The organism is Mycobacterium sp. HM-7, assembly GCF_053852335.1.
This window is the reverse complement of the sequence record NZ_CM132657.1, coordinates 3,796,829-3,822,179: the sequence shown is the minus strand read 5'-3', so window position 1 is coordinate 3,822,179 and position 25,351 is coordinate 3,796,829. Positions and strand designations below refer to the sequence as shown.

General features: G+C 65.6%; 30 protein-coding genes. 21 read left to right on the top strand and 9 right to left on the bottom strand.

All coding sequences use genetic code 11. From position 1 onward, the window contains the following. Positions 1–8: 8 nt before the first annotated feature. The gene (locus ACWW1C_RS18420) at positions 9–1,505 is read right to left on the bottom strand and encodes an acyl-CoA carboxylase subunit beta (RefSeq protein ID WP_455979727.1); all 1,497 of its coding nucleotides are present in this window, start codon (positions 1,503–1,505) and stop codon (positions 9–11) included. Positions 1,506–1,570: 65 nt separating this feature from the next. Here ACWW1C_RS18420 and ACWW1C_RS18415 point away from each other — a divergent pair, with 65 nt between their 5' ends. The 6 genes from ACWW1C_RS18415 to ACWW1C_RS18390 all read left to right on the top strand — a co-directional run bounded on the left by ACWW1C_RS18415 (position 1,571) and on the right by ACWW1C_RS18390 (position 6,753). Next, entirely contained in the window at positions 1,571–2,599 is a 1,029-nt protein-coding gene (locus tag ACWW1C_RS18415; RefSeq protein WP_455979726.1) for an LLM class F420-dependent oxidoreductase, read from the top strand. A gap of 10 nt (positions 2,600–2,609) precedes the next feature. Next, a complete protein-coding gene (locus ACWW1C_RS18410) occupies positions 2,610–3,854 on the top strand; it encodes a cytochrome P450 (RefSeq protein WP_455979725.1) in 1,245 nt (414 codons plus the stop codon). A gap of 28 nt (positions 3,855–3,882) precedes the next feature. Then, positions 3,883–4,185: a hypothetical protein gene (locus tag ACWW1C_RS18405; RefSeq protein ID WP_455979724.1), complete on the top strand. Its 303-nt coding sequence runs from the start codon at positions 3,883–3,885 to the stop codon at positions 4,183–4,185. Positions 4,186–4,193: 8 nt separating this feature from the next. Continuing rightward, positions 4,194–4,613, top strand: a complete 420-nt coding sequence (locus ACWW1C_RS18400; RefSeq protein WP_455979723.1) for a Zn-ribbon domain-containing OB-fold protein — start codon at positions 4,194–4,196, stop codon at positions 4,611–4,613. Then, positions 4,610–5,755 (top strand): thiolase family protein, encoded by a 1,146-nt coding sequence (locus ACWW1C_RS18395; RefSeq protein WP_455979722.1) that lies wholly within the window; start codon positions 4,610–4,612, stop codon positions 5,753–5,755. The genes ACWW1C_RS18400 and ACWW1C_RS18395 overlap by 4 nt, the downstream gene beginning before the upstream one ends. A gap of 149 nt (positions 5,756–5,904) precedes the next feature. Further along, positions 5,905–6,753: an enoyl-CoA hydratase gene (locus ACWW1C_RS18390; protein WP_455984347.1), complete on the top strand. Its 849-nt coding sequence runs from the start codon at positions 5,905–5,907 to the stop codon at positions 6,751–6,753. Here ACWW1C_RS18390 and ACWW1C_RS18385 read toward each other — a convergent pair whose 3' ends face one another. Next, complete coding sequence (locus tag ACWW1C_RS18385; protein ID WP_455979721.1) at positions 6,754–7,167, bottom strand: PaaI family thioesterase; 414 nt, start codon at positions 7,165–7,167, stop codon at positions 6,754–6,756. It lies immediately after the preceding gene. 92 nt (positions 7,168–7,259) lie between these two features. Between ACWW1C_RS18385 and ACWW1C_RS18380 the strand changes: the two genes are divergently transcribed. Beyond that, positions 7,260–7,676, top strand: coding sequence for a hypothetical protein (locus ACWW1C_RS18380; RefSeq protein ID WP_455979720.1), 417 nt, complete (start codon positions 7,260–7,262; stop codon positions 7,674–7,676). Here ACWW1C_RS18380 and ACWW1C_RS18375 read toward each other — a convergent pair. Continuing rightward, complete coding sequence (locus ACWW1C_RS18375) at positions 7,673–8,494, bottom strand: SDR family oxidoreductase (RefSeq protein WP_455979719.1); 822 nt, start codon at positions 8,492–8,494, stop codon at positions 7,673–7,675. The genes ACWW1C_RS18380 and ACWW1C_RS18375 overlap by 4 nt on opposite strands. A 70-nt stretch (positions 8,495–8,564) precedes the next feature. On the opposite strand from ACWW1C_RS18375, the gene ACWW1C_RS18370 reads away from it, so the two are divergent. The 4 genes from ACWW1C_RS18370 to ACWW1C_RS18355 are packed head-to-tail and all read left to right on the top strand — an operon-like array spanning position 8,565 to position 12,570. Further along, on the top strand, positions 8,565–10,142 hold the full coding sequence (locus ACWW1C_RS18370) for a methylmalonyl-CoA mutase family protein (protein ID WP_455979718.1): 1,578 nt from the start codon (positions 8,565–8,567) through the stop codon (positions 10,140–10,142). A gap of 25 nt (positions 10,143–10,167) precedes the next feature. Then, the gene (locus ACWW1C_RS18365) at positions 10,168–10,569 is read left to right on the top strand and encodes a cobalamin B12-binding domain-containing protein (RefSeq protein WP_455979717.1); all 402 of its coding nucleotides are present in this window, start codon (positions 10,168–10,170) and stop codon (positions 10,567–10,569) included. 1 nt (position 10,570) lies between these two features. Next, on the top strand, positions 10,571–11,527 hold the full coding sequence (locus ACWW1C_RS18360) for an LLM class F420-dependent oxidoreductase (protein WP_455979716.1): 957 nt from the start codon (positions 10,571–10,573) through the stop codon (positions 11,525–11,527). Between the two features lie 5 nt (positions 11,528–11,532). Continuing rightward, positions 11,533–12,570: a CaiB/BaiF CoA transferase family protein gene (locus tag ACWW1C_RS18355; RefSeq protein WP_455979715.1), complete on the top strand. Its 1,038-nt coding sequence runs from the start codon at positions 11,533–11,535 to the stop codon at positions 12,568–12,570. Here ACWW1C_RS18355 and ACWW1C_RS18350 read toward each other — a convergent pair. Next, a complete protein-coding gene (locus tag ACWW1C_RS18350) occupies positions 12,558–12,878 on the bottom strand; it encodes a 2Fe-2S iron-sulfur cluster-binding protein (protein ID WP_455979714.1) in 321 nt (106 codons plus the stop codon). The genes ACWW1C_RS18355 and ACWW1C_RS18350 overlap by 13 nt on opposite strands. 101 nt (positions 12,879–12,979) lie before the next feature. Here ACWW1C_RS18350 and ACWW1C_RS18345 point away from each other — a divergent pair, with 101 nt between their 5' ends. From ACWW1C_RS18345 to ACWW1C_RS18330, 4 genes are read left to right on the top strand one after another with little or no spacing between them, the layout of a single operon-like run. After that, on the top strand, positions 12,980–14,344 hold the full coding sequence (locus tag ACWW1C_RS18345) for a class I adenylate-forming enzyme family protein (RefSeq protein ID WP_455979713.1): 1,365 nt from the start codon (positions 12,980–12,982) through the stop codon (positions 14,342–14,344). Then, positions 14,329–15,144, top strand: coding sequence for an acyl-CoA dehydrogenase family protein (locus tag ACWW1C_RS18340; protein WP_455979712.1), 816 nt, complete (start codon positions 14,329–14,331; stop codon positions 15,142–15,144). Before ACWW1C_RS18345 ends, ACWW1C_RS18340 begins: the two co-directional genes overlap by 16 nt. After that, a complete protein-coding gene (locus ACWW1C_RS18335; RefSeq protein WP_455979711.1) occupies positions 15,131–16,228 on the top strand; it encodes an acyl-CoA dehydrogenase family protein in 1,098 nt (365 codons plus the stop codon). Before ACWW1C_RS18340 ends, ACWW1C_RS18335 begins: the two co-directional genes overlap by 14 nt. 33 nt (positions 16,229–16,261) lie before the next feature. After that, positions 16,262–17,026: an enoyl-CoA hydratase/isomerase family protein gene (locus ACWW1C_RS18330; protein ID WP_455979710.1), complete on the top strand. Its 765-nt coding sequence runs from the start codon at positions 16,262–16,264 to the stop codon at positions 17,024–17,026. Here ACWW1C_RS18330 and ACWW1C_RS18325 read toward each other — a convergent pair. Then, on the bottom strand, positions 17,023–18,108 hold the full coding sequence (locus tag ACWW1C_RS18325; RefSeq protein ID WP_455979207.1) for an IS630 family transposase: 1,086 nt from the start codon (positions 18,106–18,108) through the stop codon (positions 17,023–17,025). The genes ACWW1C_RS18330 and ACWW1C_RS18325 overlap by 4 nt on opposite strands. 135 nt (positions 18,109–18,243) lie before the next feature. Further along, positions 18,244–19,008: an SDR family NAD(P)-dependent oxidoreductase gene (locus ACWW1C_RS18320; protein WP_455979709.1), complete on the bottom strand. Its 765-nt coding sequence runs from the start codon at positions 19,006–19,008 to the stop codon at positions 18,244–18,246. An 86-nt stretch (positions 19,009–19,094) separates the two neighbouring features. Here ACWW1C_RS18320 and meaB point away from each other — a divergent pair, with 86 nt between their 5' ends. Next, on the top strand, positions 19,095–19,964 hold the full coding sequence (meaB, locus tag ACWW1C_RS18315) for a methylmalonyl Co-A mutase-associated GTPase MeaB (RefSeq protein WP_455979708.1): 870 nt from the start codon (positions 19,095–19,097) through the stop codon (positions 19,962–19,964). Here the strand turns inward: meaB and ACWW1C_RS18310 are convergent. Beyond that, positions 19,961–20,521, bottom strand: a complete 561-nt coding sequence (locus ACWW1C_RS18310; protein ID WP_455979707.1) for a TetR/AcrR family transcriptional regulator — start codon at positions 20,519–20,521, stop codon at positions 19,961–19,963. The genes meaB and ACWW1C_RS18310 overlap by 4 nt on opposite strands. Before the next feature lie 154 nt (positions 20,522–20,675). On the opposite strand from ACWW1C_RS18310, the gene ACWW1C_RS18305 reads away from it, so the two are divergent. The 5 genes from ACWW1C_RS18305 to ACWW1C_RS18285 are packed head-to-tail and all read left to right on the top strand — an operon-like array spanning position 20,676 to position 23,397. Next, positions 20,676–21,311 carry a hypothetical protein gene (locus ACWW1C_RS18305; RefSeq protein ID WP_455984346.1) on the top strand — a complete coding sequence of 212 codons (636 nt, stop codon included), beginning with the start codon at positions 20,676–20,678 and terminating at the stop codon, positions 21,309–21,311. Then, positions 21,308–22,048 (top strand): hypothetical protein, encoded by a 741-nt coding sequence (locus ACWW1C_RS18300; RefSeq protein ID WP_455979706.1) that lies wholly within the window; start codon positions 21,308–21,310, stop codon positions 22,046–22,048. Before ACWW1C_RS18305 ends, ACWW1C_RS18300 begins: the two co-directional genes overlap by 4 nt. A 3-nt stretch (positions 22,049–22,051) precedes the next feature. Beyond that, positions 22,052–22,630 carry a cytochrome c oxidase subunit 3 family protein gene (locus tag ACWW1C_RS18295; protein WP_455979705.1) on the top strand — a complete coding sequence of 193 codons (579 nt, stop codon included), beginning with the start codon at positions 22,052–22,054 and terminating at the stop codon, positions 22,628–22,630. Between the two features lies 1 nt (position 22,631). After that, the gene (locus tag ACWW1C_RS18290) at positions 22,632–22,901 is read left to right on the top strand and encodes a cytochrome C oxidase subunit IV family protein (protein WP_455979704.1); all 270 of its coding nucleotides are present in this window, start codon (positions 22,632–22,634) and stop codon (positions 22,899–22,901) included. Then, complete coding sequence (locus ACWW1C_RS18285) at positions 22,882–23,397, top strand: nuclear transport factor 2 family protein (RefSeq protein WP_455979703.1); 516 nt, start codon at positions 22,882–22,884, stop codon at positions 23,395–23,397. Before ACWW1C_RS18290 ends, ACWW1C_RS18285 begins: the two co-directional genes overlap by 20 nt. Here the strand turns inward: ACWW1C_RS18285 and ACWW1C_RS18280 are convergent. Next, on the bottom strand, positions 23,324–24,460 hold the full coding sequence (locus ACWW1C_RS18280) for an NAD-dependent epimerase/dehydratase family protein (protein WP_455979702.1): 1,137 nt from the start codon (positions 24,458–24,460) through the stop codon (positions 23,324–23,326). The two genes, ACWW1C_RS18285 and ACWW1C_RS18280, sit on opposite strands and share 74 nt — an antisense overlap. A gap of 21 nt (positions 24,461–24,481) precedes the next feature. Further along, positions 24,482–25,327: a mycofactocin-coupled SDR family oxidoreductase gene (locus ACWW1C_RS18275; protein ID WP_455979701.1), complete on the bottom strand. Its 846-nt coding sequence runs from the start codon at positions 25,325–25,327 to the stop codon at positions 24,482–24,484. Positions 25,328–25,351: the final 24 nt, after the last annotated feature.

Sequence of the window (25,351 nt, the reverse complement as noted above, 5' to 3'; positions counted from 1 at the left end):
GAGGTCTGTTACGGCATGATCGTGGTACGCGACACCGGCTCGGGTGCGGCCTGCCGGGCGCGCACGCCGCGCTCGAGTGCGTGCAACAGGGCATCTCGCGTCTCGACCGGCGAGATGAGTTCGTCGAAGCCGAGATGGCCTGCGGATCGGAACGACGCTTCCAGTTCCATGCGGCGTAACTTGGCCTCGACATCTTCCTGGGCGTGGGACGCCCGGCTGAGTGCGGCCGCGCTCATCGCGCCCATGGTCGCCCCCGGATAGGCGAATGTCGCGCCCTGGTTGTCGAAACCCAACAGCGACATCACCATCGAGCCGAAGCCGTAGGCCTTGCGCAACGTCAGGTGCAGCTTCAACGTCGTCGCCGCGGTCTGGGCGGCGAACATGCGGGCGCCGCTGCGCAGCACCCCGGTGCGCTCGGAGCGGCTGCCAGGCAGCATCCCAGGGTTGTCGGCCAGGAAGATGATCGGCAGGTGGAACGAATCGGCCACCGTGATGAAATGGGCTGCCTTGTCGGCGGCATCGGCATCGATCGATCCGGCGAGCACGTTCGGTTGGTTTGCGACAACGGCGACGGGATGACCGCCGAGGTGGGCCAGCGCGCAGATGATGGCCGGCCCGAACTTGGGCTGCACCTCGAACCAATCAGGGGCGTCGAACACGACGTCGAGCACGCTGCGCATGTTGTACGCGCGGCGGTTGTCGCGCGGCACCAGATCGAGCAGTTCAGGCGTCGGCCGTGGCGCGCATCCGTCGTTCGCCGGCAGCGTCGGCGGATATGACCAGGCGCTGGAGGGGAAGTAGGACAGGTATCGCCGGATGTCGTCGAGGGCGGACTCGTCGTCGGCGGCGCCGTTGTGGATGACGCCACTGGCGAGCGCGACGCCGGGGCCGCCGAGCTCCTCTTTCGAAATCTCCTCGCCCGTGGACTCTTTCACGACGGGCGGACCGGCGGTGAAGATCGCGCCCTGCTGACTCATGACGGTCCAGTCGCACACCGGCGCGACGAGTGCGCCGTGTCCGGCGGAGGGGCCCAGTACCGCGGAGATGGTCGGTACCCGGCCCGAGCAGCGGGCCTGTGCGATCAGGTCGGTGGGCGTGCGGCCGTAATGTTCGCCACTGGGCCGGAATCCCGCGCCTTCCAACAACATCACGAGCGGAATGCGGTCGTGCAGAGCAAGTTCGGCGAGACGGTACCGCTTTGCGTTGCCGCCCGGTCCGATGCTGCCCGCCAGCGTGGTGAAGTCCTCTGCGCCCACCATGACCGGTGCACCGTTGATGAGACCCGAGCCGGTGACGATGCCGTCGGCGGCGATCTCACCGCCCACCAGAGTGCCGAATTCGTGGAATGTCCCGGGGTCCAAGAGGTGCTTCAGTCGTCCCCGGGCGTCGAGCTTGCCCTTGTCGTGTTGCTTGGCCAGTCGCTCCGGGCCGCCCATCGCACGGGTCCGTTCCCGCAGTCCCTCGAGGTCCTCGAGAGTTTGCTTCCAGTCGGGCCGATCCGTCATCGCAGTTCCTCACTGATGGCTTGTCACGTTGACCATACTGAATTGCTTACTGTAGCGTCTACAACATGGTTGGCGACCGCGTTGGCCTCACGGTCGACGGGGGCGTGAACTGCGCTCTCGCCGACGTGCCGCAGGCGGCAAGCACTCTGGAGCGGCGTGGTTACGGCGGCTGCTGGACCGCTGAGGTGAACCACGATCCGTTCCTGCCGTTGGCACTGGCCGCCGAACACACCTCCAGTATCGAGCTCGGCACCGGCATCGCCGTGGCTTTCGCCCGGTCGCCCATGACGGTCGCCAACGTGGGGTGGGACCTGCAGGGCTATTCCCGGGGCCGGTTTCTCCTCGGTCTCGGGTCGCAGATCCAGCCGCACATCGAGAACCGGTTCAGCATGCCGTGGAGCCACCCGGTCCGCCGCATGCGGGAGTTCATTGCTGCGCTGCAAGCGATTTGGACGTGCTGGCGCGACGGTGGTGCCCTCCGGTTCGAAGGTGATTTCTACACGCACAAGCTGATGACCCCGATGTTCGTCCCGGAACCGCACGAGTACGGATTTCCGAAGGTGTTCGTCGCCGCCGTCGGCGATGCGATGACAGAGCTGAGCGCCGAGGTGTGCGCCGGTCTGGTCGGTCATGCGTTCACCACCCGGCGCTACCTCCTGGAGGTGACCGAGCCGGCGGTGCGGCGTGGGCTGGAGCGGGCCGGCCGCGACCGCGGCGAGTTCGAGCTGGCCTTCCCTGTCATGGTGGTCACCGGCGGTGACGACGATCAGATGGCCGCGGCTGCGGTACGGGCTCGCAAGCAGATCGCCTTCTACGCTTCGACTCCCGCCTACCGCCGGGTCCTCGAGCTGCACGGCTGGGGCGACCTGCAGCCCGAGCTGCGTCAGCTGTCTCTGCGCGGCGAGTGGGATGCGATGGCGGACCGCATCGACGAAACGATGTTGGCCGAGATCGCCGTCGTCGCGCCGGTGGCCGAGCTGGCCGCCGCGATCCGCGAACGGTGCGCCGGCGTCATCGACCGGGTCACCATCGGTCTGCCGCCGCAGCTGTCCGAGGAGACCGTCAAAGCCGTACTCGCAGAATTGCATCAGTGAGGAGCCGCCCATGAGTGCCCCGACCACCGCCGACGCAGCCGGTGTGTTCGCTGACCCGTCTGCCTATGCCGATGAGCCGAAACTCCATGCGGCACTGTCTTTTCTGCGGGCCAACGCACCCGTTTCGAAAGTCGATGTCGCCGGTTACCGACCATTCTGGGCGATCACCAGACATGCCGATGTCATGGCGATCGAACGTGCCAACACACTGTTCACCAATTCGCCGCGGCCGGTGCTGATGACCGCGGAGGCGGACGAGCATCAGGCCACGCTCGGCATCAGCACCCTGATCCACATGGATGATCCACAGCATCGGCTGGTGCGGGCGATCGGCGCCGACTGGTTCCGGCCGAAGGCGATGCGAGACTTGCGTGTTCGTGTCGATGAACTCGCCAAGCGTTACGTCGACCGGATGATGGAGTTGGGCGGCGAGTGCGACTTCGTTCAAGAGGTGGCGGTGAATTACCCGTTGTACGTGATCATGTCACTCCTCGGGCTGCCCGAATCCGACTTTCCCCGGATGCTCGCGTACACCCAGGAACTGTTCGGCGCCGACGATTCGGAGTTCTCGCGCGGCGTGACGCCCGAGGAGAAGGGGGCCGCGCTGTTCGAGATGTTCAACTATTTCACCGCGTTGACCGCCGCACGGCGCGAGAACCCCACCGACGACCTGGCGTCGGCCATCGCCAACGCCCGACTCGATGGCGAACCGTTGGGGGACATCGACACCGTCTCGTACTACGTCATCATCGCGACCGCCGGCCATGACACCACGAGCGCCGTGGTCTCCGGTGGCCTGCACGCGCTGATCGAGAATCCGGATCAGCTCGAGCGGCTGCGGGCGAACCCCGAGCTGATGCCTCTGGCCACCGAGGAGATGATCCGGTGGGTGACGCCGGTGAAGGAGTTCATGCGCACCGCGCGCGAGGACACCACAGTGCGCGGGATGCCGATCGCGGCGGGGGAGTCGGTGTTGCTGTCGTACGTGTCGGCCAACCGCGACGAAGATGTCTTCGCCGATCCGTTCCGCTTCGATGTCGGTCGTGAACCCAATAAGCACGTGGCGTTCGGCTATGGCGTCCACTTCTGCCTCGGCGCGGCGCTCGCGCGCATGGAGGTCACCAGCTTTTTCTCGGAGTTGATCCCGAGGCTGCGGTCGATCGAGTTGGCGGGCCCGCCACAGCACGTCGCGACCGTCTTCGTCGGCGGCCTCAAGCACCTGCCGATAAGGTACTCACTGACTTCTGGGAAGTGACGTTCTCCTATCTGATAATGTGCTTCTCATGGTCAAAACAGGTAGTCGCCTGCGGAGTCAGGTGTGCGACACCCAGGTGATCGTCGTCCGTACCGGTGACAGCCTGGACGACCTGCGGTGCGGAGGCGCCCCGATGGTGGCGCTCGATGCCGAGGTCGGCGATGCGGTGGCTCCGGATCCCGCGCTGTGCAGCGGCACCGTGATGGGTAAGCGCTATGTCGACGACACCGCGGCGGAGGTGCTGGTCACCAAGGCCGGCGCGGGCACGCTCAGTGTGGGTTCGACCCCGCTGGTGCTCAAAGAAGCCAAACCCCTCCCAGCGAGCGATTAGGAGTGACGATGCAGAAGGCGCTTGCCCCCGAGATATCCACCTGGCCGGACGCGGAGCCGCAGCTGATCGGTAGCCGGTGCGGTGCCTGTTCGGCGACGACGTTCCCGCGCCAGGACCGGTGCCCCAAGTGCAGCAAGGCCGAGATGTCCGAGGTGCTGTTGCCTCGCCGCGGCACGGTGATCGCCTGGACCACACAAGGATTCCCGCCCGGCGCACCGTACGCCGGTCCCACCGGCAAGGATTTCGTGCCGTTCGGCGTCGGGCTCGTGCAGCTCGGTGACGTGATCCGCGTCGAGGGGCGGCTCACCGAAAACGACCCTGCCAAGCTGGAATTCGGCATGGAGGTCGAGCTCACGATGGCGCCCTTCGGCACCGATGCCGACGGCGATGAGCTGGTCACGTTCTGGTTCAAGCCGGTGGCGCAATGAGCAACGACGTAGCGATCATCGGTGTCGGTATCCACCCGTTCGGCCGGTTCGACAAGACCGCCATGGAGATGGGTGCCGAAGCGATCCAGAGTGCGCTGACCGACGCCAAGCTGGAGTGGAAGGACATCCAGTTCGGCTTCGGCGGCAGCTATGAGGTGTCGAATCCCGATGCGGTCACCCGTCTGGTGGGGCTGACGGGCATCACGTTCACCAACGTGTTCAACGCCTGTGCCACCGCAGCCAGCGCGATACAACAGACCGCCGACACCATCCGGCTGGGGAAGTACGACATCGGTATCGCCATCGGTCTGGACAAGCACCCGCGTGGCGCCTTCACTGACGACCCCGCCAAGCTCGCGCTGCCGCAGTGGTACGCCAACAATGGTCAGTTCGTCACCACGAAGTTCTTCGGGATGAAGGCCAACCACTACATCAACAAGCACGGCATCTCCGAGGAGACGCTGGCGCGTGTCGCCAACAAGAACTTCCGCAACGGCATCCTGAACCCGAATGCGTTCCGGCGCAAGGAGATCACCGTCGAAGAGATCATGGCCTCGCCGGTGCTCAACTATCCGTTGCGCCAGTACATGTTCTGCGCACCCGACGAGGGTGCCGCCGCGGTCATCATGTGCCGGGCAGACATCGCCCACCGTTACACCGACAAGCCGGTCTACGTGCGCGCCAGCGAGATTCGTACCCGCACCTACGGTGCCTACGAGGTGCACGCCACGTCCGCTCCGCTCGACGAGGATGTCTCACCCACCGTCTACGCGGCCAAAGCTGCTTACGAAGTCGCCGGTATCGGACCGGAAGACGTCGACATCGCGCAGCTGCAGGACACCGACGCCGGCGCCGAGGTCATCCACATGGCCGAAACCGGATTGTGCGCCGACGGCGAGCAGGAGAAGTTGCTGGCCGATGGGGCGACCGAGATTCACGGGTCGCTGCCGATCAACACCGATGGCGGATTGATCGCCAACGGGGAGCCGATCGGGGCATCGGGCCTGCGCCAGATGCACGAGTTGGTGCGCCAGCTGCGCGGCGAGGCAGGGGAGCGGCAGGTGCCGGGTAATCCGCGCGTCGGCCTCGCTCAGGTGTACGGCGCGCCGGGCACGGCCTCCGCGACCATCCTGTCTCTCTAGTTTTTCTCGCGAGCAGACGCAAAACTGTCGCATATTGCGAATTCTTGACAGTTTTGCGTCTACTCGCGGAGTAAGGAAAGGTGCCATCTGTGACCGAGTACAAGTACGTCACGTACGAAACCCTCGACGAGGGCACCATCGCCCGGATCATGTTGAACCGTCCGGACACCCGCAATGCGCAGAGTCGTGGCATGCTCACCGAGCTGCACGAGGCGTTCCTGCAGGCCGAGGCCGACGACACGGTACGGGTCGTCATTCTCGGCGGCCTGGGTCCGATGTTCTCCTCCGGTCACGATCTCGGCTCGTCGCAGTCCCGGGCGGAACGCATGCCCGGTCCCGACCAGCACCCGAGCTTCCGGATCAACGGCGCCACCCGTCAGGGGGCGGAGATGCTGATGCTCCAGGAATGGCACTACTACTTCGAGAACACCCGACGGTGGCGCAATCTCCGCAAGATCACGGTCGCCCAGGTACACGGTGATGTCTACGCCGCCTCGCTGATGCTGATGTGGGCGTGCGACCTGATCGTCGCGGCCGACGACACCACCTTCGCGGATGTGGTGGGCACCCGCTTGGGTATGTGCGGCGTCGAATACTTCGCGCACCCGTGGGAATTCGGTCCCCGCAAGACGAAAGAGCTGATGCTGACCGGCGACAGCCTGTCGGTGGACGAGGCTCACCGCATGGGCATGGTGAGCAAGGTGTTCCCTGCCGACGAACTCGCCGACCGCACAGTGGAATTCGCCCGCCGCATCGCTGCCGTGCCGACCATGGCCGCGCTGCTGATCAAAGAATCGGTGAATCAGACGCAGGACAACATGGGCTTCTACAACTCCCTGAATGCCTGCTTCACGTTGCACGAGCTCAATCACAGTCATTGGGCGCAGGTGCACGAGAACGGATTCCCGGTGGGCCTGGAGGAAGACGGTCTGCCGAACTGGCGCACCGCACCGCCCGTGGTACCTGCGGTCAAGGACCAGGTGCGCGGCGGAGACTGATCACACTGGCGCTTGCAACGCGGCGAAGTTGACGGTTGCCGTCGCGGCGAGATCGCCGTTGCCGCGGAGGATTTCGACCTGAACCACAGCTGAGCGGCGCCCCTGGTGCACGATCCGGGCCACCGCGCGAGCCGGTCCGGTGTCGATCCGGCGTAGGTAGCGGATGTGCAGATCCGTGGTGGTGATGCCGTTTCCGAACGACGAGGTCCGCGAGACCAGGAGGCCGCCGGCGACGTCGGCGATGGTGGCGATCAGTCCGCCTTGTAGTCCACCGTTGGTGTTGACGACAGCCTGCGTCACCGGAAGTTCCATTGCCAGTGTGCCTTCGGGGGAATCCGCCTCGGCCAGGCCGAGGTGATCGAACAGTTGCTTCAGCGTCGTCAGGCGGGGTGATACATCGTCGACGGTACTCACAGGGGCAATCTCCTGGTCTTGATATGCACATTGTGCGCTATTGAGAGTGGTATTACCGAAAACGGAGAGTGGAGACAGGGTACGCTCACCTGATGCGGCGATTTTCGTGTGCGGTGGGTGCGTTGGCCCTTCTCGGATTGCACTGGCCGGCGGCTGCGTCGGCCGACCCGGTTCGGTGTGATGACCCGTCGTGCGTACCGGGAATCAATCGTGTTGTCGGGCTGGGCGCCGACTGTGACAACGTCACCTACTTCGTGTTCGCCACGACGGACTGGGGTCGGGTCGTCTTCTGTGATTCGGCGCGCGGGTTGTCGCCGCGCTACTTCCGGGCGCTGCCCGTCGTCGGTATCCGCGAATTCGGCACGCCCTGCGATCAGCCGTTCAACCAGATGGCCCAGGCGCCCGACGGGCTGTTCCTGTTCTGCGGCCCCAAGCTGGATCGCAGTGGCACGGGGACGTCGCGGTGGATTCGCGGCGACAACTACGACAACCCCAACTCGAACTTCTAACCGAGGAACAGATCCGGGATCGGGTTGGCTCCGCCGCCGTAGGGGGCCAGGTCCCGGCCCGCCGCGGTGAGTACGTCGGCGTCGATGAAGCAGCCCCCTGTGCAGTCGGTGGCCCGACGGGTCACGATCTGGACTGCCGCGTCTCCCATGATCGCGGGGCTGCGCGACGAGTCCAGCAGCGCCGTGCCATCGGCCATGTTGGCCACCGCTGACGTGGCGATATAGGTCTCGGGCCACAGGCAGTTGAACGCGATGCCGGCATCGGCGTATTCGGCGGCCCAACCCATGGACAGCAGTGTCATCCCGTACTTCGACAGCGTGTACGAGGGGTGCGCACCCAGCCAGCGCGGGCTCAGGTTCAACGGCGGCGCGATGGTCAGCACGTGGGCGTTGTCCGACTTGCGCAGATGTGGCAGGGCGGCCTTCGTCAGGAGGAAGCTGCCCCGGATGTTGACCTGTTGCATGAGGTCGAACTTCTTGGCGGACAACGTCTCCGTCGGCTCCACGCCGATGGCACTCGCGTTGTTGACGCAGATGTCGACGCCGCCGAACCGCTCGACCGCCACGTCGACGGCGCGATTGACGTCATCCTCTGAGCGGATGTCGCCCACCACGGCCGCGGCTTTACCGCCGGCGGCCTCGATGTCTTCGGCGGCCGTGTAGACGGTGCCGGGCAGCCGGGGGTGCGGCTCGGCGGTCTTTGCGAGGAGCACGACGTTGGCGCCCTGTCCGGCGGCGGCGATGGCTATCGCGAGTCCGATACCCCTACTTGCGCCGGAGATCACCATGGTCTTGTCGGCGAGTGCGCGGTCCGTCATCATCCTCCTCAGGAGCTGTTACCGGGAATGGTATTGGCATTCTCTTTTTTTGCAAGTACGTTATCCATTGATGGATAACGATGGCCAGACTCCGTCCGGAATACCGCTGAAATCGGTCTACGGACCCGCGGATCGACAGGTCGATCCGCCCCAGCCGGGTGAGTTCCCCTTCACCCGGGGCAATTTCGCGTCCGGGTACCGCGGCAAGCTGTGGACCTTCCGCCAGTACTCGGGCTTCGGCACCGCTGAGGAGTCGAATCAGCGCTACCGCTATCTGCTGGGGCAGGGCGGGACCGGGCTCTCGGTGGCGCTGGACCTGCCCACCCAGTGCGGCTACGACTCCGACGACGAGGAATACGGCGAGGAGGTCGGCCGTGTCGGTGTCGCCGTCGACACCTTGGCTGACGCCGAGGTCCTGTTCGACGACATCCCGCTGGACAAGATCAGCACGAGCTTCACGATCAACGGCACCGCGGCCATCCTGCTGGCCTTCTATGTCGCCGCTGCGGAGAAGAAGGGTGTGCCGCGCGAAAAGCTCACCGGCACAATCCAGAACGACATCCTCAAGGAGTACGCCTCGCGCGGCACCTGGATCTGGCCGCCCGAGCCGTCGCTGCGTCTCATCGCCGACACCATCGAGTTCTGTGCCGCCGAGGTACCGAGGTTCAACGCGATCTCGGTGGCGGGTGCGCACTTCCGCGATGCGGGCGCCAATGCCGTACAGGAGATGGCGTTCACGCTGGCCGACGGCGTCACCTACTGCGACACCGTCGTCGAGCGCGGGCGCATGACCATCGACAAGTTCGCGCCGCAGATTTCGTTCTTCTTCTACACCCACGGCGACTTCTTCGAGGAGATCGCCAAATACCGTGCCGGACGGCGCCGTTGGGCCACTATCGTGCGTGAGCGGTACGGCGCCGGCTCGGACAAGGCTTCGATGTTCCGCTTCGGCTGTGTTTCCGGTGGTGCGTCCCTGTATGCGCCGCAAGCGCAGAACAACCTGGTCCGCGTCGCCTACGAGGCGCTGGCATCGGTATTGGGCGGCGTGCAGTCCATGTTCACCGCGGCATGGGACGAGCCGTTCGCGCTGCCCAGCGAGGAGTCTGCGACGCTCGCACTGCGGACCCAACAGATCCTGGCCTACGAGACCGGCGTCGCGAAGGTGGCCGATCCGTTGGGCGGTTCCTATTTCGTCGAAGCGCTCACCGATGCCACCGAGGAGAAGATCATCGAGATCATGCGCGATCTCGAGTCCCACGGCGGCATGGTCCGCTGCATCGAGGACGGCTACCTGCAGGGTCTGATCGCCGACGAGGCATTCAAGATCCACCAGGAAACGGAGTCGGGGGAGCGGCCCGTGGTCGGGGTGAACAAGTTCGTCGTCGAGGAACCGGCGCCGGATCTGGCCACCTACGAACTCGACGCCGAGGGCCGCGACAAGCAGCTCAAACGGCTGGCCAAGGTCAAGGCCGAGCGCGACGACGTCGCGGTCAAGGAAACCCTTGCGGCACTGGCACGTTCGGCCGATGGGGACGACAACCTGATGCATCGCCTCATCGACTGCGCGAACGCATACTGCACGGTGGGAGAAATGGTGTCGACGTTGAAATCGGTGTGGGGCGAGTTCCGGCAGCCGGTGGTGTTCTGATGCTGCGCACACGAGGAGCAAACTGATGGCAGTTCGGGTTCTTGTGGCCAAGCCGGGCCTGGACGGACATGACCGGGGCGCCAAGATCGTCGCCCGAACCTTGCGGGACGCCGGCTTCGAGGTGATCTACACCGGCATCCGGCAGCGGATCGAGGACATCGTGTCGATCGCCTTGCAGGAGGACGTCGCCCTCGTCGGGCTGTCTATCCTGTCCGGCGCGCATTTGGCGTTGACGGCCCGGACCGTGGACGCCCTGCGCGCCGCGGACGCCGGTGACATCGCCGTGGTGGTGGGCGGCACCATCCCACTGGGGGATGTGCCGAAACTGCTGGAAGTCGGTGCGGCGGCGGTATTTCCGACCGGTACTGGCCTGGACACCCTGGTGGCGGAAGTGCGAAAGCTGACGTCGGAAAGTGCGGTGGGCTGAGATGCGTCTCGGTGTGATGATCGGGGCCGAGCGTGGCGACATGGCGCGCAAGGTCTCCAAGCTGGTCTCCGATATCCAGTGGGCGGAGAGCGCGGGGCTGGACAGCGCGTGGATGCCGCAGGTCCCCAACGACTTCGATTGCCTGACCATGGTGGCCCTGATGGCAGCGAACACCGCGCGCATCGAGCTCGGCACGGCGGTGGTACCGCTGCAGGCGCAGCACCCGGTCGCCCTTGCCCGCCAGGCGCTTTCGGTACATGCCATGTCGGGAGGTCGGCTGGCGCTGGGCGTCGGGCCCTCGCACCATTGGATCGTGCGCGACATGCTGGGCCTGCCCTACGACAAGCCCGCCGCCTACACCCGCGACTACCTGCAGGTGCTGAACACTGCGATCGCCGGACCGGGACCTGTTGACGTGGAGAATGATTCGTTCACCGTGCACAACCCGACGGTGCTCGCCGCCGACACCCCGATGCCGGTGCTGGTGTCCGCGCTTGGTCCCGTGATGCTCCAGATCGCCGGCGAGCAGGCGGACGGCACCTCGCTGTGGATGGCCGACGAGAGGGCGATCGGCGAGCACATCGCCCCGAAGATCAACAAGGCCGCCGCCGAAGCCGGCAGGACCGCGCCGCGCATCGTTGCCGGCATCCCCGTCACGCTGTGCGCCAACTCCGAGATCGACGCCGCCAAGGACCGGGCCAACCGGATCCTCGCCGAGGCGGAGACGTCGCCCAACTACCAGAAGCTGCTGGATCGCGGGGAAGCCCGCAGCGTCGGCGACCTGTGTGCGGCCGGTGACGAAGAGTCGATTCTCAAGCGGTTCAAGCAGTTCGCCGATGCCGGCGTCACGGATCTGTCGGTACGGCTGCTGCCGATCGGGGAGAACCGCGACGAGCTGATCGCTTCGAAGAATCGCACGCGGGACGTGATCGCGGAGCTGGCAAAGCAGGTACGGTGACGGTCATGACCGGACCGCTTGCGGGTATCCGCATCCTCGAGGTCGGCGTCATGCTTGCCGGCCCGTACGCGACGATGCTGCTGGCAGATCTGGGCGCCGAGGTGATCAAGATCGAGCCGCCCGGTGGCGAGCTCTCCCGGCAGGTCAGCGACAGCTACTTCGCCAGCCTCAACCGCAACAAGACCAGTATCAATCTGGACCTGACGTCGGAGGCCGGTAAGGTGCGGCTTCACGAGCTTGTCGCGGAATCCCATGCGCTGCTGGTGAATATGAAGCCGTCGGTGATCCGCCGGCTGGGGCTGACCTATGAGGCGCTGAAGGAATTCAACGAGCGCATCGTCTGCGTGGCGATGACGGGCTTCGGGCTGGACGGTGGCGACGACCCCGCGTTCGACTACGTCATCCAAGCGGCGACCGGGGTGGCGGCGATGACCGGCGACCCCGACGGACCGCCGACGTTGCCGGGCTACTCGTCCGCGGACAATTCCACGGGTCTGGCCGCCGCACTCGGCCTGCTGGCCCAGATCGTGTCCGGTCGCGGCGGTCAGGTCGAGGTGTGCCTGCGCGATGTGATGCTGTCGCAGCTGAATTACCATGGGGCTGCGTACCTCAACGACGGCAAGCATCCTCGCCGCCATCCGAACGGCGCGCATTCGTTCTACGTCCCGGCGCAGCTCTTTGCGACCGCGGACGGCTACCTGGCGTTGTTCATCACCCACGATGGTTTCTGGAAATCGTTCGTGGGGGAGGCGGGTATCGGCGGCGATCCGATTCCGTTCGCCACCATGGCCGAACGGTCCGGACGCCGGGACGAGGTGCTCGCGGTGGTCGAGAAGGCGCTGTCCACCGATACCGCCGCAGGGTGGGAGAAGCGGCTGCAGTCACTCGGGATTCCCGCGGCCGCGGTCCGGACGCTACCCGAGGCGCTGGAGGCCACACCTGAAATGGTCGTGGCTGCAGGAGATTTCCGTCTGGTCGGCAGCCCGATCCGGATCGCCGGCTATCGGCCGCAGTACCGGCCTCCCCCGGCTCAATCGTCGTAGACCACGGTCACCGAGCCGGTGTCCGGGACCGCCTGGCAGGTCAACACGTAGCCTTCTGCGACTTCGTCGTCATCGAGGGCCTCGTTGTTGCGCATGGTCGCGCTGCCCTCGGTGAGCTTGGCGATGCAGGTCCCGCAGTTGCCGGCTTCGCACGAGAACGGTGGGGCCAGTCCGGCCCGCCGCGCGCTGTCCAGGAGTGTCTCGTCGCCGACGCGGTCGACCGAGACTTTCTGCCGGTCCAGGTAGATGGTGATCGTGCCCGTGCCCGCGTCCGTGCCGGTCTGAGCCGTTGTCGAGGCTGGCCCCATCGTTGTCCTATCGTCGCGTATTGTCGTTCTAACTATAGGAGAATATGATTCTCGGTATCAACCGGAAATCCTCTCACTACCGAGAAAGGGGCGGGCGCGACGTGGCTGACGGTGCGGTGCTCGCCTTCGATCAGCGGGAGTACAGCCGGGGGGAGCTCGACGCTCTCGCCGGCGGGCTGGCCACCGTCTTGGCGGCTCGTGGCGTCGGTGCCGGCGACCGCGTCGCGCTGATGTCCTCGACCCGCCCGGAATTCGTGGTCGCGCTGCACGCGATCTGGCGCCTGGGCGCGGCCGCGGTGCTGCTCAGCCCGTCGTGGCGCCAGGCCGAGGTTGAGCACGCGCTGGCGCTGACGGGGCCGTCGTACGCGATCGGTGACAACACGGTGCTGGCGCAATTGATGCCGATGGTGCATCTCGACGAGCCCATCGTCGCCGGGGACCCTTCCGCCGTCGCACCCGCGCTGGATTCCGATGCCGTGCTCGCCTTCAGCTCCGGCACCACCGGGATGCCCAAGGCGGTTCGCCACACGCACCGAGGGCTGGCCGCGGCAGTGCGGCAGTGGCGTGCCGCGCTCGGGCTGTCTGCCGCGGACCGCCTGCAGGTGATGACTCCACCGTCGCACATCCTCGGCCTGCTGAACATCATGACCGTTCTGGACACCGGTGCCTGGCTCCGACTGCACCCGCGATTCGACGTCGACACCATGTTGCACCACATCGAATCCGACCGGATCACCATCGAAATGACCGTGGCGCCGATCGCTTTGGCCCTCGCGGCTCACCCACGGCTGGAAACCTACGACCTCTCGTCGCTGCGGTACCTCATGTGGTGCGCCACGCCCGTGACCGTCTCCGTCGCCGAGGAGGTGACGCGCCGGACCGGCGTGGGCTGGGTAACCGCATATGGGGCAACTGAATTGGTTGTCATTGCCTGCGATGACCTCAGCGGCGGACAGCTGGACACCGTCGGCAGGCCGGTCGCCGGCGTCGACGTACGCATCGGGGAGGCAGGTGAGATTCAGGTGCGCTCGGAGGCAGTGATGGCCGGCTACCTGCCCGCGGCGGAAACTTCGACGGTCATCGTCGACGGCTGGTTCCACACCGGCGATATCGGACATCTCGATGCGGCAGGGCGGCTGCGGATCACCGACCGCCGCAAAGAGATGATCAAAGTGCGCGGTTTCCAGGTGGCACCCGCCGAGATCGAGACGGTCCTGCACTCGCATCCGGCCGTGGCCGACTGTGCGGTGTTCGGGCTGCCCGACCCCCGCGACGGTGAGACGGTGGTGGCTGCGGTATCCACGAACGCCGCTGTCTCCGAAGGCGAATTGATCGACTTGGTCGCCGGCAGGCTGGCCTCCTACAAGCGGCCGAGCCGTGTTGTGTTCGTACCCGAAATCCCGCGGCTGCCTTCCGGGAAGGTGTTGCGCCGAGTGCTCAAGGAGCGCCTGTGGACGTCCGTCTGACCGCCGAACAACGGCAACTCGCCGAATCAGCAGCTGAATTGGCCGCTGACTTCGGCCTGCACTCCGTCGCCGATCTCGACGACGCGAATCGTGTTGCGCAACTGGAGAAGGCCGTCGACAGCACAGGCTTTCGCACCCTGCGGTCCGACGGGGCCTCCGGCGTCGAGGTCGCCGTCGTCGCCGAGGAATTCGCCCGGGGACTCGTGGACGTGCCGTTCCTGGGTCCGGTCCTCGTCGATGAGCTCAGGCGTGTACTCGGCCGTGAGCCCGGGGTGGCAGGCGGGCGGCCGGATTCGGTCGACCTGACGGGATGCGTTGCGGGGGTGGCCGAATCGCCGCCCGAGTTGAGCGAACTGTCCGCCGAGGATGCCGGCCGCTGGCAGGCACTCGCCCTCACCGTCACGTGCGCCGACCTCGTCGGTGCCGCGCGCGGGGCGCACGCGCTGGCCGTCGACTACGCCAAGGTGCGCGAACAATACGGTGCGGCCATCGGTGCCTACCAGGCCGTCGCACATCTGCTGGCGGAAAGCCTCGCGCTCATCGAGGGATCGACCAGCGTGCTGCGGCACGCGGCCTGGGCCGTCGACGCGCTGCCCGCTGCGGAAGCGGTCGAGGCGGCACGCATCGCCAAGATCTACTGTGCGCGTGCGGCATCGACGGTGTGCGAGACGTCGATCCAGGTGCACGGCGGGATCGGCAACACCTGGGAATGCCTTGCGCACGTGTATCTGCGCCGTGTACTGACGGCCACCGAACTGTGGCCCGCCAAGTTGGAGGAGCTGACCATTGGACTTTCGTGATTCGCCGGAGGAAGCCGCCTTTCGGGACCGGCTTCGCGCGTGGCTGACCGAGCAGAAGGGTAAGTTCCCGACCTCGGGCGACGAATACTGGGCCGCCCAAGGTGATTGGCACCGCGCGCTCTACGGCGCCGGCTTCTTCGGCACGTCGTGGCCGAAGGAATTCGGAGGGCAGGAGCTGCCGCCGGTGTACGACGTGATCGTCGACGAGGAGATCGCGAAGGCGGGTGCGCCGGCGCGGCCGAGCCTTGGCTACCTCGTGGTGGGCCTGGGCCATCACGGCAGTAAGGAACTGCAGCAACGGTTTCTGCCGGGGATGATCAACGGCACCGAGCGCTGGTGCCAGGGGTTCTCGGAGCCCGGTGCGGGTTCTGACCTCGCGTCGCTGACCACCACGGCCACCCAGTGTGGCGACGACCCCAATACCTACGTCATCCGCGGACACAAGGTCTGGACGAGTTATTCCGATGTGGCCGACTGGTGTCTGGTGCTGGCCCGCACCGACAAGGACGTGGCCAAACATAAAGGCATCTCCGCGTTCATCGTGTCGATGCACCAGCCGGGCATCGAGCAGCGGCCGTTGAAGATGATCAGCGGTGTCACCAAGGAATTCGGCCAGGTGTTGTTCGACGGCGCGCGCGTGCCCGTGGAGAACATGGTCGGCGCGCCGGGGGAGGGCTGGAAGCTGGCGATGACGGTCGTCAGCCACGAGCGCGAGCCCTCGACGTTGGGGTTCTCGGCGCGGTATGGAAAATTGGTGCGGCAGTTGGCGGCCCGGGTCGACGGCACACCGCCGGAAGCGCTGTCCTGGGCCTGGGTGCAGACCGAGATGCTGCGTCTGCACGTGCGTAGGCGGTTGTCCGAGCAGCTCGACGGGATCACTCACGGCCCGAACGGATCACTCGACAAGCTGCTCATGACGTGGACCGAACAGTCCGTCGGCCACGCGGCACTGGCGACCGTGGGGACCAGCGATCCCGAGCTGTTCGGCGCCTACATGTACAGCCGCGCACAGAGCGTCATGGGCGGCACCTCGCAGATACAGAAGAACATCATCGCGCAACGCATCTTGGGTTTGGGATTGTGATGAGCGCTTGCGCGAAGAACGGAAGGAACTGACTTGTACGGCATGCCAACCGAAATCGACGTCCGCGCCGAGGGTCCGCTGCGGATCATCACACTGAACCGCCCGGAGGAGCTCAACGCGGTCAACGACGCGCTGCACGTCGGCCTGGCGAGTATCTGGGAGGCACTCAACGAGGACGCCGACGCGCGCGCCGCGGTGATCACCGGTGCCGGCCGCGCCTTCTCGGCGGGCGGTGACTTCAACTATCTCGACGAGCTGCGCAGCGATGAAGCCTTGCGGCAGAAGACCATCAAGCACGGCCGGGACCTCGTCATCGGGATGGTCCGCTGCCGCATCCCGGTGATCGCCGCGGTGAACGGTCCGGCCGTCGGCCTGGGGTGCAGCCTGGCCGCGCTGTCGGACATCGTCTACATGGCCGAGAACGCGTTCTTCGCCGACCCGCACGTGCAGATCGGGCTCGTCGCGGCCGACGGCGGCCCGTTGGTCTGGGGTTCGCAGATAAGCCTGTTGCAGGCCAAGGAGTTTGCCTTGACGGGCGTGCGCATCAAGGCGGCCCGTGCCCTGGAGCTCGGCTTGGCCAATCACGTCGTCGCTGATCCGGTGGCCGAGGCCATCGCCTGTGCCAAGCAGCTCGCCGAGCTGCCGAAGCAGGCCGTCGAGGCCACCAAGCGCTTGATGAACATCCAGTTGGAACGTTCGGTGATGGCGTCGCTCGACTACGCGAATCTGGCCGAGTACGTGTCGTTCGGCACCGCCGACTTCAACAAGATCGTCGACGGGCTGATCGCCAAGGGCTAGTGTCCTGAGTCGTTAATTCGTCTGCAGTAGTTGGCGATGGATTCGATGATTTGGTCGGCGGTCTTGGTCCACACGTAGGGGCGGGGGTTGTCGTTCCAGGTGTCGATCCAGGCACGGATGTCGGTGTTGAGCTGACGTACTGAGGTGTGGGTGCCGCGGCGCAGTTTCTTGGTGGTCAGTTCGGCGAACCAGCGCTCGACGAGGTTGAGCCATGAGGAGCTGGTCGGGGTGAAGTGCAGCGTGAAACGTGGATGGGCCAGCAGCCAGCGTTTGACGGCCGGGGTTTTGTGGGTCGAGGCGTTGTCGAGCACGACGTGACAATCGAGGTCTGCCGGGACATTGGCATCGATCTTTTTCAGGAACGCCAGAAACTCCTGGGACCGGTGCCGGGCATGTAAGGACCCAATGACCTTGCCCGAGGCCAGATCTAGTGCCGCATACAGGCTTGAGGTGCCGTGGCGGACGTAATCGTGGCTGGCTCGCGCTGGGGTTCCCGGCAGCATCGGGAACACCGGCTGGGTGCGGTTGAGGGCTTGGATCTGGGTTTTCTCATCCACGCACAGCACCACCGCCCGTTCGGGCGGATCCAGGTACAGGCCCACCACGTCACGGACCTTTTCCACGAACAGCGGGTCCTTGGACAGCTTCCACGAGTCCTGCTTGTGCGGCGCCAGCCCGAATGCCCGCCACACCCGCGAGACCATCGATTGCGACAGTCCGAGATGCTCGGCCATCGACCGGGTCGACCAGTGCGTGGCCTGCGGCGGAGTGGTCTCCAGGGTCGTGGTGATCAACTCCTTGATCTGCTCGTCACCGACCACCCGTGGCCGACCTGGCCGGGGCTCATCGAGCAGCCCGTCCAAGCGCAGCTCGACAAACCTGTTGCGCCACTTACGGATCGTGCCCCGATCGAGCTCTAGGCGATCAGCCAACTCCACATTGGTGCCGCCGTCGGCAGCGGCCAGCACAATCCTGGCCCGAAGCGCCAGACCCGCGGCACTGGTGCGCCGACGCGTCCAGCCCACCAACTCCGCACGCTCGTCATCGGTCAACACAATCTCGACAGCGTGGGGCGAGGGCATGACCCACCCTAACAAGAGAAGGTGAATTAACGACTCAGGACACTAGTCACCGACCACCGCGAGCAGGCGCAAAACTGTCGAATTCTCCCGTGGGAGATGACAGTTTCGCGCCTGCTCGCGCAAGTGGTGCTCGGGCTACCGCGGCGGGAAGCGCAGCGCGCCGTCGAGCCGGATGACCTCGCCGTTGAGATAGTCATTCTCGATGATGCTCTGGGCCAGCTGCGCGTACTCCGTCGAGCGGCCCATACGCTTGGGGAACGGGATCTGCGGGGCCCAGTACTTCTCGAGTTGGTCGGCCGACTGACCGTAGGCGGGCGTGCTGATGGTGCCGGGCGCGATGCTGACGACCCGGATGCCGAGCGGAGACAGGTCGCGCGCGGCGACCAGCGTCATGCCGAGCACGCCGCCCTTGGCGGCGGAGTAGGGCAGCTGGCCGATCTGGCCCTCCATGCCGGCGATGGACGCGGTGTTGATGATGACGCCGCGGGCGCCTTCCTCGAGCGGATCGGTCTTGGCGATCGCGGCCGCCGCCAGGCGCATCACATTGAACACCGCGGTCAGATAGAACTTGATGGTCGTCTCGAAGCCGTCCAGTCCGAGCGGCGAGCCGTCCTTGCCGATCAGGCGTCCGCCGGCCGCGGGACCACCGTGTGTGTCGACCGAAATACGGAGCGGGCCAAGCGATTCAGCTTCCGCAATGGCGGCTTGCACCGACTCCTCCGAGGTGGCGTCGGTGTGGACGTAGCGGATGCCCAACTCGTCCTGCAGCGCCTTGCCCTTGTCGTCGGCGACGTCGGCGACCACGACCTTCGCGCCCGCGGTGACGAGGCGCCGCACTGTCGCTTCGCCGAGTCCGCCGGTGCCCCCGACGACGATGGCCGAACTTCCGCTGATCTCCATACCGCCTACCCTTCGTGCAAGGAATACTCTCTTCATTGGAGAATAACATTCTCAATCAAGGGGGTGGGTCGGATAGAGTTCGGACGATGACGGTCGATGAGCTCATCGCGGCGGCCCGCGGCGGTTCCCTCCGCGCCGCCGGACGGCTGCTGAGCCTGGTCGAGAGTCCGCGCCGGAGTGAGGTTCTCGACGCCCTCGGCACCGCGTCCCCGCCACGGGTGCTGGGTATCACCGGGCCCCCCGGCGCCGGCAAGTCGACGACCGTCGGAGCGCTCGTCGGTGCGTACCGAGAGCAGGGGATGCGGGTGGCGGTGCTGGCCGTCGACCCGTCTTCGCCCTACAGCGGTGGCGCATTGCTGGGTGACCGGATCCGGATGGCCGCCCACATCAACGATCCGGACGTGTTGATCCGGTCGGTCGCCACCCGCGGTCATCTCGGCGGTCTGGCCGCCGCGGTGCCGGCGGCCATCCGGGTGCTCGCGGCGTTGGCCTATGACCTGATCGTGCTCGAAACCGTGGGCGTGGGGCAATCGGAAGTCGAGGTCGCCGCCATCGCGGACCCGACGATCGTGATCCTCAACCCCGGTGCCGGCGATGCGGTCCAGGCTGCCAAGGCCGGGTTGCTCGAAGTCGCCGACATCGTCGTCGTGAACAAGGCTGATCGGGACGGCGCCGATCAGACGGTGCGTGATCTACATGCCGAGACCGCGGCGCCGATCCTCAAACTCGTTGCCGCGCAGGGTAAAGGATTGCCCGAGCTGGTCGAAGCGATCGATGCGCATCACCGCGCCGACAGCCCGGGCCGGCGGGCCGCCCGTGCCCGCGCGCAGATTCTGTCGCTGGCGCTGACCCGTCTGCACAACCACGCCGACCTCGATCGGCTCGCCGCCGCGGTCGCGAACGGCGACGACGACCCGTACTCGGCCGCGGAACGACTGTTCGGCGGCGAACCCTAGAGACCGAGCATTCGTCGCGTCATCTCCAGGAGTTGCGTGCGCAGGGTGTCGTCGTCGATGTCCGCGACCAACGGGTGCATCACCGCCACGCTGATCGCGCTCGACAACATCGCGGCGTGCAGCCTGGCTGCGACACTGTCGTCGGTGCCCAGGAGTGCGCCGTAGAGGCGCTCGACGAACCGCTGAAACGGTTCGTGTTCGGCCTGCAGGCGGATGATCACCGGGTCGAATTCCAGCACGTTGAGCGCGCCACGGCGGTCGATGGCCAGGTCGATGACCCTGCCCAACAACACGTCCCGGGCCTGGGTGGCCTGGCCGGTGGCCTCGGCGGCGTCCAGCGCGTCCTCCAACTTGCCGAGTTCGCGCTCGGTGATGGCGACGACGATCTCTTCCTTGGTCTTGAACTGCTTGTAGACAGCGGCTTTGGTCACGCCCATGGCGTCGGCGATCATCTGCAGCGACGTGCCGCTGACGCCGTGCTCTGCGATCAGGGCCAGCGCGGCATCGAGCACACGGGTCTGTGCCGCGCTGCGTGTGATGTCGCTGAATCTCCCCACACGTCAAAGCGTAGCGGAGCATTGACCGCAAGGTTGCCGATCGGCTACCGTCCGAAGTAGCCGATCGGCAACCGGTTGGTGGATGGAGGGAGTCCGGGTGGACTTACGGCCCCAATGGATAAGCCTATGGCTGGTGCCGCTTTTCGGCGCCATCATGGCGATGGCGTTCGTCGCCTTTCCCGGTTTCCTGCCGCCGATGCCGCCGAGCATGACCGCCGTGCAGGTCGCCGACTTCTACGCGCAACACACGGCGGCCATCCGGTTCTCGATGGTGACGTTCAACCTGTGCGCGATCATGCTGATCCCGTTCTTCATGACGATCGCCGTGCAGATGAAGCGAATGTCGTTGCCCAGCCACGTCTTGGCGTACAGCTACCTCGGAGCCGCCGCGACCGGCGCGACGCTGTTCGCCATCGCCGACATCTTCTGGCTGATCGCGGCCTACCGGCCCGGGCGGGACCCGCAGCTGATCCTGCTGCTCAACGACATGGCCTGGCTCGTGTTCACCGCGCCGGTGGGTGCGGTCGTCGTGATGAATCTCGCTCTGGGACTGGCGGTTTATCTCGATCGTCGACCGGTACCGGTCTTCCCACGCTGGGTCGCCGGCTTCAACGTACTCACCGCGGCGGCCATGACACCTGCGGTGTGCGCGGTGCTCGTCACTGACGGTCCACTGGCCTGGAACGGTGCCGTGTCGTTCTGGCTGCGGCTGGGCGCTTTCGTCCTCTATCTCGTCGTCATGTTCGCGGTGGTGCGGTCGGCAATCAGTGCCCAGGCCAGGGAACCATGACGGTGGCCCCGGTGTGGACGGCGCCGGCGTGGACGCGGAAGCCGAAAATCGACCAATGGATCGCGTGGTGGACCATCCCGGTCTTCTACAACATCTTCGGGCTCATCTTCGTGGTGCTGACCCGCGTGATGCCACCGCCGCGGCCCGACATCACGCAGACCCAGATCGTGCAGTTCTTCGTCGATCACTCGCTGACCATCCGGATCGGCTTCGCCTTGCTGATGTTCTTCATCGGTTTCGCCAGCGTTGCGAATGGACTGATCGCGCTGCAGATGAAGCGGATGTCGGTCAGTCCCGTGTTCGCGTATGCGTATATCGGCGCACTGGTGGTCGGCGGCCTGCCGGGCTGTCTGATTCCGGCGTTCGCGTTCGTGGCGGCGGCGCTACGACCCGACCGCGACCCGCAGATCATGGTCATGCTGTACGACTGGTGCCTGCTGTCGTTCGTCGGCTCGCTCGGGTGCTTCTGCACTCAGAACATGGTGCTGGCGCTGGCGATCTTCCTCGACCGTAACGACATCTTGCCGAAATGGCTTGCCTATATGTCCATTTGGATGATCGTCACCGAATTGCTCGCCAGCCCGGTGTTCGTCTTCCGGTCCGGGCCCCTGGCCTGGAACGGTTCCATCAGCTTCTATCTCGGCACGGTGGTTTTCGTGGTGTGGGAGTTCTGCATGATCCGCCTGCTTTACACAGCCATCGAGAAGCAGTCCCCGAATGAACAGATCCAGGACTGAACCATGACTGCTAGGTCGGCTACCTCGGCTCCCTCGGTGCCGAGGCACCTGCCCGCCAACAAGGACCTCTGGGTCTTCGTTCTGGGCGACTTCGTGATCTTCGGCAGCTACTTCGTCATCTTCATGGTCTCCCGCCACCAGGAGCGGGACCTGTTCATCGAGTCGCAGCGGCATCTGAGCCTGAACATCGGTGTCGTGAACACCCTGGTGCTGCTGGCCAGTTCGTGGTTCGTGGCGCGGGCCGTGCAGCTGACCCGCGCCGGCGAATTCGAGCGGGCCCGGACGATGATCGTCGGCGGTGGGTTGTGCGGGCTCGTGTTCATGGTTATCAAGGCCTACGAGTGGTCAGCGAAAATCGCTCAGGGACAAACCTTTCCGAGCAACAACTTCTTCATGTACTACTACATGCTCACCGGCGTGCACCTGTTTCACGTCGCCATCGGCCTGGTGTTCCTCGGTGTGTCCTACTTCGAACTGCGCCATCGCAGACGAGTCGGACCGGTCGAGACCGGAGCGACCTACTGGCACATGGTCGACCTGCTCTGGGTCGTCATCTTCGCGCTGCTCTACGTGATGAGGTGAGATGACTGCTGCCGTACGCACCACCGCCGTCTGGGCCGGACTATCGGCGATCACGGTGGTGTCCTGGTTCCTGGCCCCTGCTCATCACGCCCAGCCGGTCGCGGCGAGCACACCGATAACCCTCGGGGTGCTGGCGCTGGCGGTCATCAAGACCCGCCTCATCATTCAGGAGTTCATGGAGGTGCGGACCGCACCATTGTGGCTCCGGCTGGCCACCGACGGCTGGCTCGTGGCGCTGTTCGGTGCGATCGTTGTCAGCTATGTCTGGTGAATGCGTCACCGACCCGGCCGCCTGGGCCGACGTCGAAGCCATCAAGCAGTTGAAAGCCCGGTACTGCCGCTTGCTGGATACCAAGGACTGGGTGGCCTGGCGGGGCCTTTTCGCCGACGACTTCGTCAGTGACACCAGCCAGGCGGGCGGCAAGATCATCAGCGGTGCAGACGAATTCGTGGCCTTCCTGCAGCGTACGCTGGGCAAGCCATCGCAACCGACCGTGCATCAGGTCCACACTCCGGAGATCGAACTGACATCACCGTCGACCGCGACGGGGATCTGGGCGCTGAACGACGTGGTGCGGCTGGCGCCGGGAGTGAACCTGCAGGGTTACGGCCACTATCACGAGACGTATGAGAAGTCCGACGGTCAGTGGCGGATCAAGACGTCGAAGCTGACCCGGCTGCGTGAAGATGTCTTCAATGGTGTTTTCTCGTTACGGATCTCGCCGCGTATCCGTGATGCCGCGGGCCGGTGGCTTCGGGGCCGTTAGCCGTCGACCAGCGGTTCGCCCCATCTGGCGCGAATGGCAGTCCACGGTCGGTATATCGGCCAGGTTGGCCACGAAACGCGTCGTTGCGCTTCATGACCGCTCGAGCCAGAGGTGCGGCCAAGCGCAGGGGATAGTGGGCCCAGCCGACTTCCCGCCGGTAGTCGGCGATCATCTGCTCCCACGAAATATGTTGGAAGCCGAGGGCTTCTTGCGCTCTGCTGGTGTCCATCCAGTCGGCGGCCGGATACCAGTCGTCATCGCTGTCGGGATTGCCGGGCCGGCCTGGCGGCGGCGTGCCGCCCAGCCCTGCGGCTCGCATCATCGCCGCACTGACTTCGCCATTGAGGATCTTGTGGGATTCGTCGCCTGCGACCAACAAGGTCTCACCGACGACGTCCGCCGTCGTGGCTGCGGCCAGCGCCCACGCCGCATCACGCGCGTCGATGGTGTGCAGTCGGCTGTCGGTGGGTAGCAGACTCGAAAAGTAGGCATTGTCCGGTCCCCTCCCCATCGCGCCGGGCTCGTGGCTCAGTACGCCCCCGAGTCGCAGTATGGTCCAGTGCAGCTGCGAGGAGCGCACGATCTGTTCGGCTTCGGCCTTCTGGCGCCCGTAGGTTTCGAACGGCCGCAGGGGAGTGTCGGTACGCAGCAACTCGTGACAGCGATGTGGATTGCGTGGGCCGTACACGCCCATGCTCGACGCGTGGACGAAACGTGGGCGGTGCGGCAGTTCTTCCGCGGAGCGGACGACGGTGCCGGTGGCCTCGACGTTGACGCGACGGGCCAGTCCTGGGCTGCGGTAGATGTCGGGCGGGATGACGGCCGCGAGATGGATGATGGCGGCAGGTGCCACCGCCACGATCATCTGCCGGGTGGCTTCGGCATCGGTCAGGTCGGCCCAATAGACCGTGACGTTGGGCGGAAAGTGCCGTGCCGCTTTGCGATTGGCCTTCGAGTCGCGGCTGGTTGCCACCACCGGCCGGCCACACGCCGCGACCCGCTGTACGGTCTGCCCGCCCACCAGGCCGAAGGCGCCGGTGACCAGTACGGCGTCGGACGTCATTGTCCGGACCCTCGCGAATGCCTACTTCAGGCAGCTACCGGCATCGACCGGCAGCGTGACACCGGTGATGTAGCGGGCGTCGTCGGAAGTCAGGAAGAGCGCCGCATTGGCGATGTCCTCGGCGTAGACCCACGGAATCGGCAGGGTGTGGAACATCTGGCAGATGGGCGCCATGTCGTCGGCACCCGGGTTCTCCAGGTCGGGCCGGAACATCTTGAAGGTGCCCTCGTTGTGCAACATGTCGGTCGCGACGTGGGTGGGGTGCACGGAGTTGACGCGGATGTTGTGGGATCCCAATTCGACCGCGAATCCCCGCATGAGGCCGACGACTCCGTGTTTGGCGGCCACGTAGTTGCCGCACATCGGGTATGCCTTCAATCCTCCGACCGAACTGGTGAGCACGATGGATCCGCCACGTCCGCCGGCGATGATATGTGGCACAGCCGCTTTCACGGTCTTCCAGACGCCTGAGAGGTTGGTGTCGATCATCTCATCCCAGTCCAGCATGCTGGTTTCGTGCAACAGGTTGCCACCGTTGCCGATGCCGGCGTTGGCGATGATGGTGTCGAGACGTCCGAGTTCTTCGACTCCTGCATCCACCGCGGACTTCAGCGCGTCGTAATCGCGCACATCGACCTGTGCGGTGAAAACCCGGCGGCCGAGGCCCTTGACCAACTCTGCGGTCTGGGCGAGATCTTCGGGCGACGACGGCGGGATGGCGGACTCTTCGCCCGGCCTGATCGGCCCGCAGATGTCGACCGCGATGATGTCGGCGCCCTCCGAGGCTTGCAAGAGCGCGTGCGCGCGACCCTGGCCGCGGGCCGCTCCGGTGATGAACGCGACCTTGCCTTCGACTCTTCCGGTCATGTGATGCCTCAATTCCTCACTTGC

What these genes read in the sequence shown, in the direction of transcription:
- meaB (WP_455979708.1), top strand. Translation starts at nt 19,095, where the DNA reads ATGACGGTCGATGAGCTCATCGCGGCGGCCCGCGGCGGTTCCCTCCGC.
- ACWW1C_RS18280 (WP_455979702.1), bottom strand. Translation starts at nt 24,460, where the DNA reads ATGACGTCCGACGCCGTACTGGTCACCGGCGCCTTCGGCCTGGTGGGC.
- ACWW1C_RS18350 (WP_455979714.1), bottom strand. Translation starts at nt 12,878, where the DNA reads ATGGGGCCAGCCTCGACAACGGCTCAGACCGGCACGGACGCGGGCACG.
- ACWW1C_RS18295 (WP_455979705.1), top strand. Translation starts at nt 22,052, where the DNA reads ATGACTGCTAGGTCGGCTACCTCGGCTCCCTCGGTGCCGAGGCACCTG.
- ACWW1C_RS18370 (WP_455979718.1), top strand. Translation starts at nt 8,565, where the DNA reads ATGGATAACGATGGCCAGACTCCGTCCGGAATACCGCTGAAATCGGTC.
- ACWW1C_RS18290 (WP_455979704.1), top strand. Translation starts at nt 22,632, where the DNA reads ATGACTGCTGCCGTACGCACCACCGCCGTCTGGGCCGGACTATCGGCG.
- ACWW1C_RS18355 (WP_455979715.1), top strand. Translation starts at nt 11,533, where the DNA reads ATGACCGGACCGCTTGCGGGTATCCGCATCCTCGAGGTCGGCGTCATG.
- ACWW1C_RS18415 (WP_455979726.1), top strand. Translation starts at nt 1,571, where the DNA reads ATGGTTGGCGACCGCGTTGGCCTCACGGTCGACGGGGGCGTGAACTGC.
- ACWW1C_RS18320 (WP_455979709.1), bottom strand. Translation starts at nt 19,008, where the DNA reads ATGGAGATCAGCGGAAGTTCGGCCATCGTCGTCGGGGGCACCGGCGGA.
- ACWW1C_RS18275 (WP_455979701.1), bottom strand. Translation starts at nt 25,327, where the DNA reads ATGACCGGAAGAGTCGAAGGCAAGGTCGCGTTCATCACCGGAGCGGCC.
- ACWW1C_RS18400 (WP_455979723.1), top strand. Translation starts at nt 4,194, where the DNA reads ATGCAGAAGGCGCTTGCCCCCGAGATATCCACCTGGCCGGACGCGGAG.
- ACWW1C_RS18410 (WP_455979725.1), top strand. Translation starts at nt 2,610, where the DNA reads ATGAGTGCCCCGACCACCGCCGACGCAGCCGGTGTGTTCGCTGACCCG.
- ACWW1C_RS18305 (WP_455984346.1), top strand. Translation starts at nt 20,676, where the DNA reads ATGGCGATGGCGTTCGTCGCCTTTCCCGGTTTCCTGCCGCCGATGCCG.
- ACWW1C_RS18380 (WP_455979720.1), top strand. Translation starts at nt 7,260, where the DNA reads ATGCGGCGATTTTCGTGTGCGGTGGGTGCGTTGGCCCTTCTCGGATTG.
- ACWW1C_RS18390 (WP_455984347.1), top strand. Translation starts at nt 5,905, where the DNA reads ATGTTGAACCGTCCGGACACCCGCAATGCGCAGAGTCGTGGCATGCTC.
- ACWW1C_RS18325 (WP_455979207.1), bottom strand. Translation starts at nt 18,108, where the DNA reads ATGCCCTCGCCCCACGCTGTCGAGATTGTGTTGACCGATGACGAGCGT.
- ACWW1C_RS18300 (WP_455979706.1), top strand. Translation starts at nt 21,308, where the DNA reads ATGACGGTGGCCCCGGTGTGGACGGCGCCGGCGTGGACGCGGAAGCCG.
- ACWW1C_RS18395 (WP_455979722.1), top strand. Translation starts at nt 4,610, where the DNA reads ATGAGCAACGACGTAGCGATCATCGGTGTCGGTATCCACCCGTTCGGC.
- ACWW1C_RS18375 (WP_455979719.1), bottom strand. Translation starts at nt 8,494, where the DNA reads ATGACGGACCGCGCACTCGCCGACAAGACCATGGTGATCTCCGGCGCA.
- ACWW1C_RS18405 (WP_455979724.1), top strand. Translation starts at nt 3,883, where the DNA reads ATGGTCAAAACAGGTAGTCGCCTGCGGAGTCAGGTGTGCGACACCCAG.
- ACWW1C_RS18365 (WP_455979717.1), top strand. Translation starts at nt 10,168, where the DNA reads ATGGCAGTTCGGGTTCTTGTGGCCAAGCCGGGCCTGGACGGACATGAC.
- ACWW1C_RS18360 (WP_455979716.1), top strand. Translation starts at nt 10,571, where the DNA reads ATGCGTCTCGGTGTGATGATCGGGGCCGAGCGTGGCGACATGGCGCGC.
- ACWW1C_RS18420 (WP_455979727.1), bottom strand. Translation starts at nt 1,505, where the DNA reads ATGACGGATCGGCCCGACTGGAAGCAAACTCTCGAGGACCTCGAGGGA.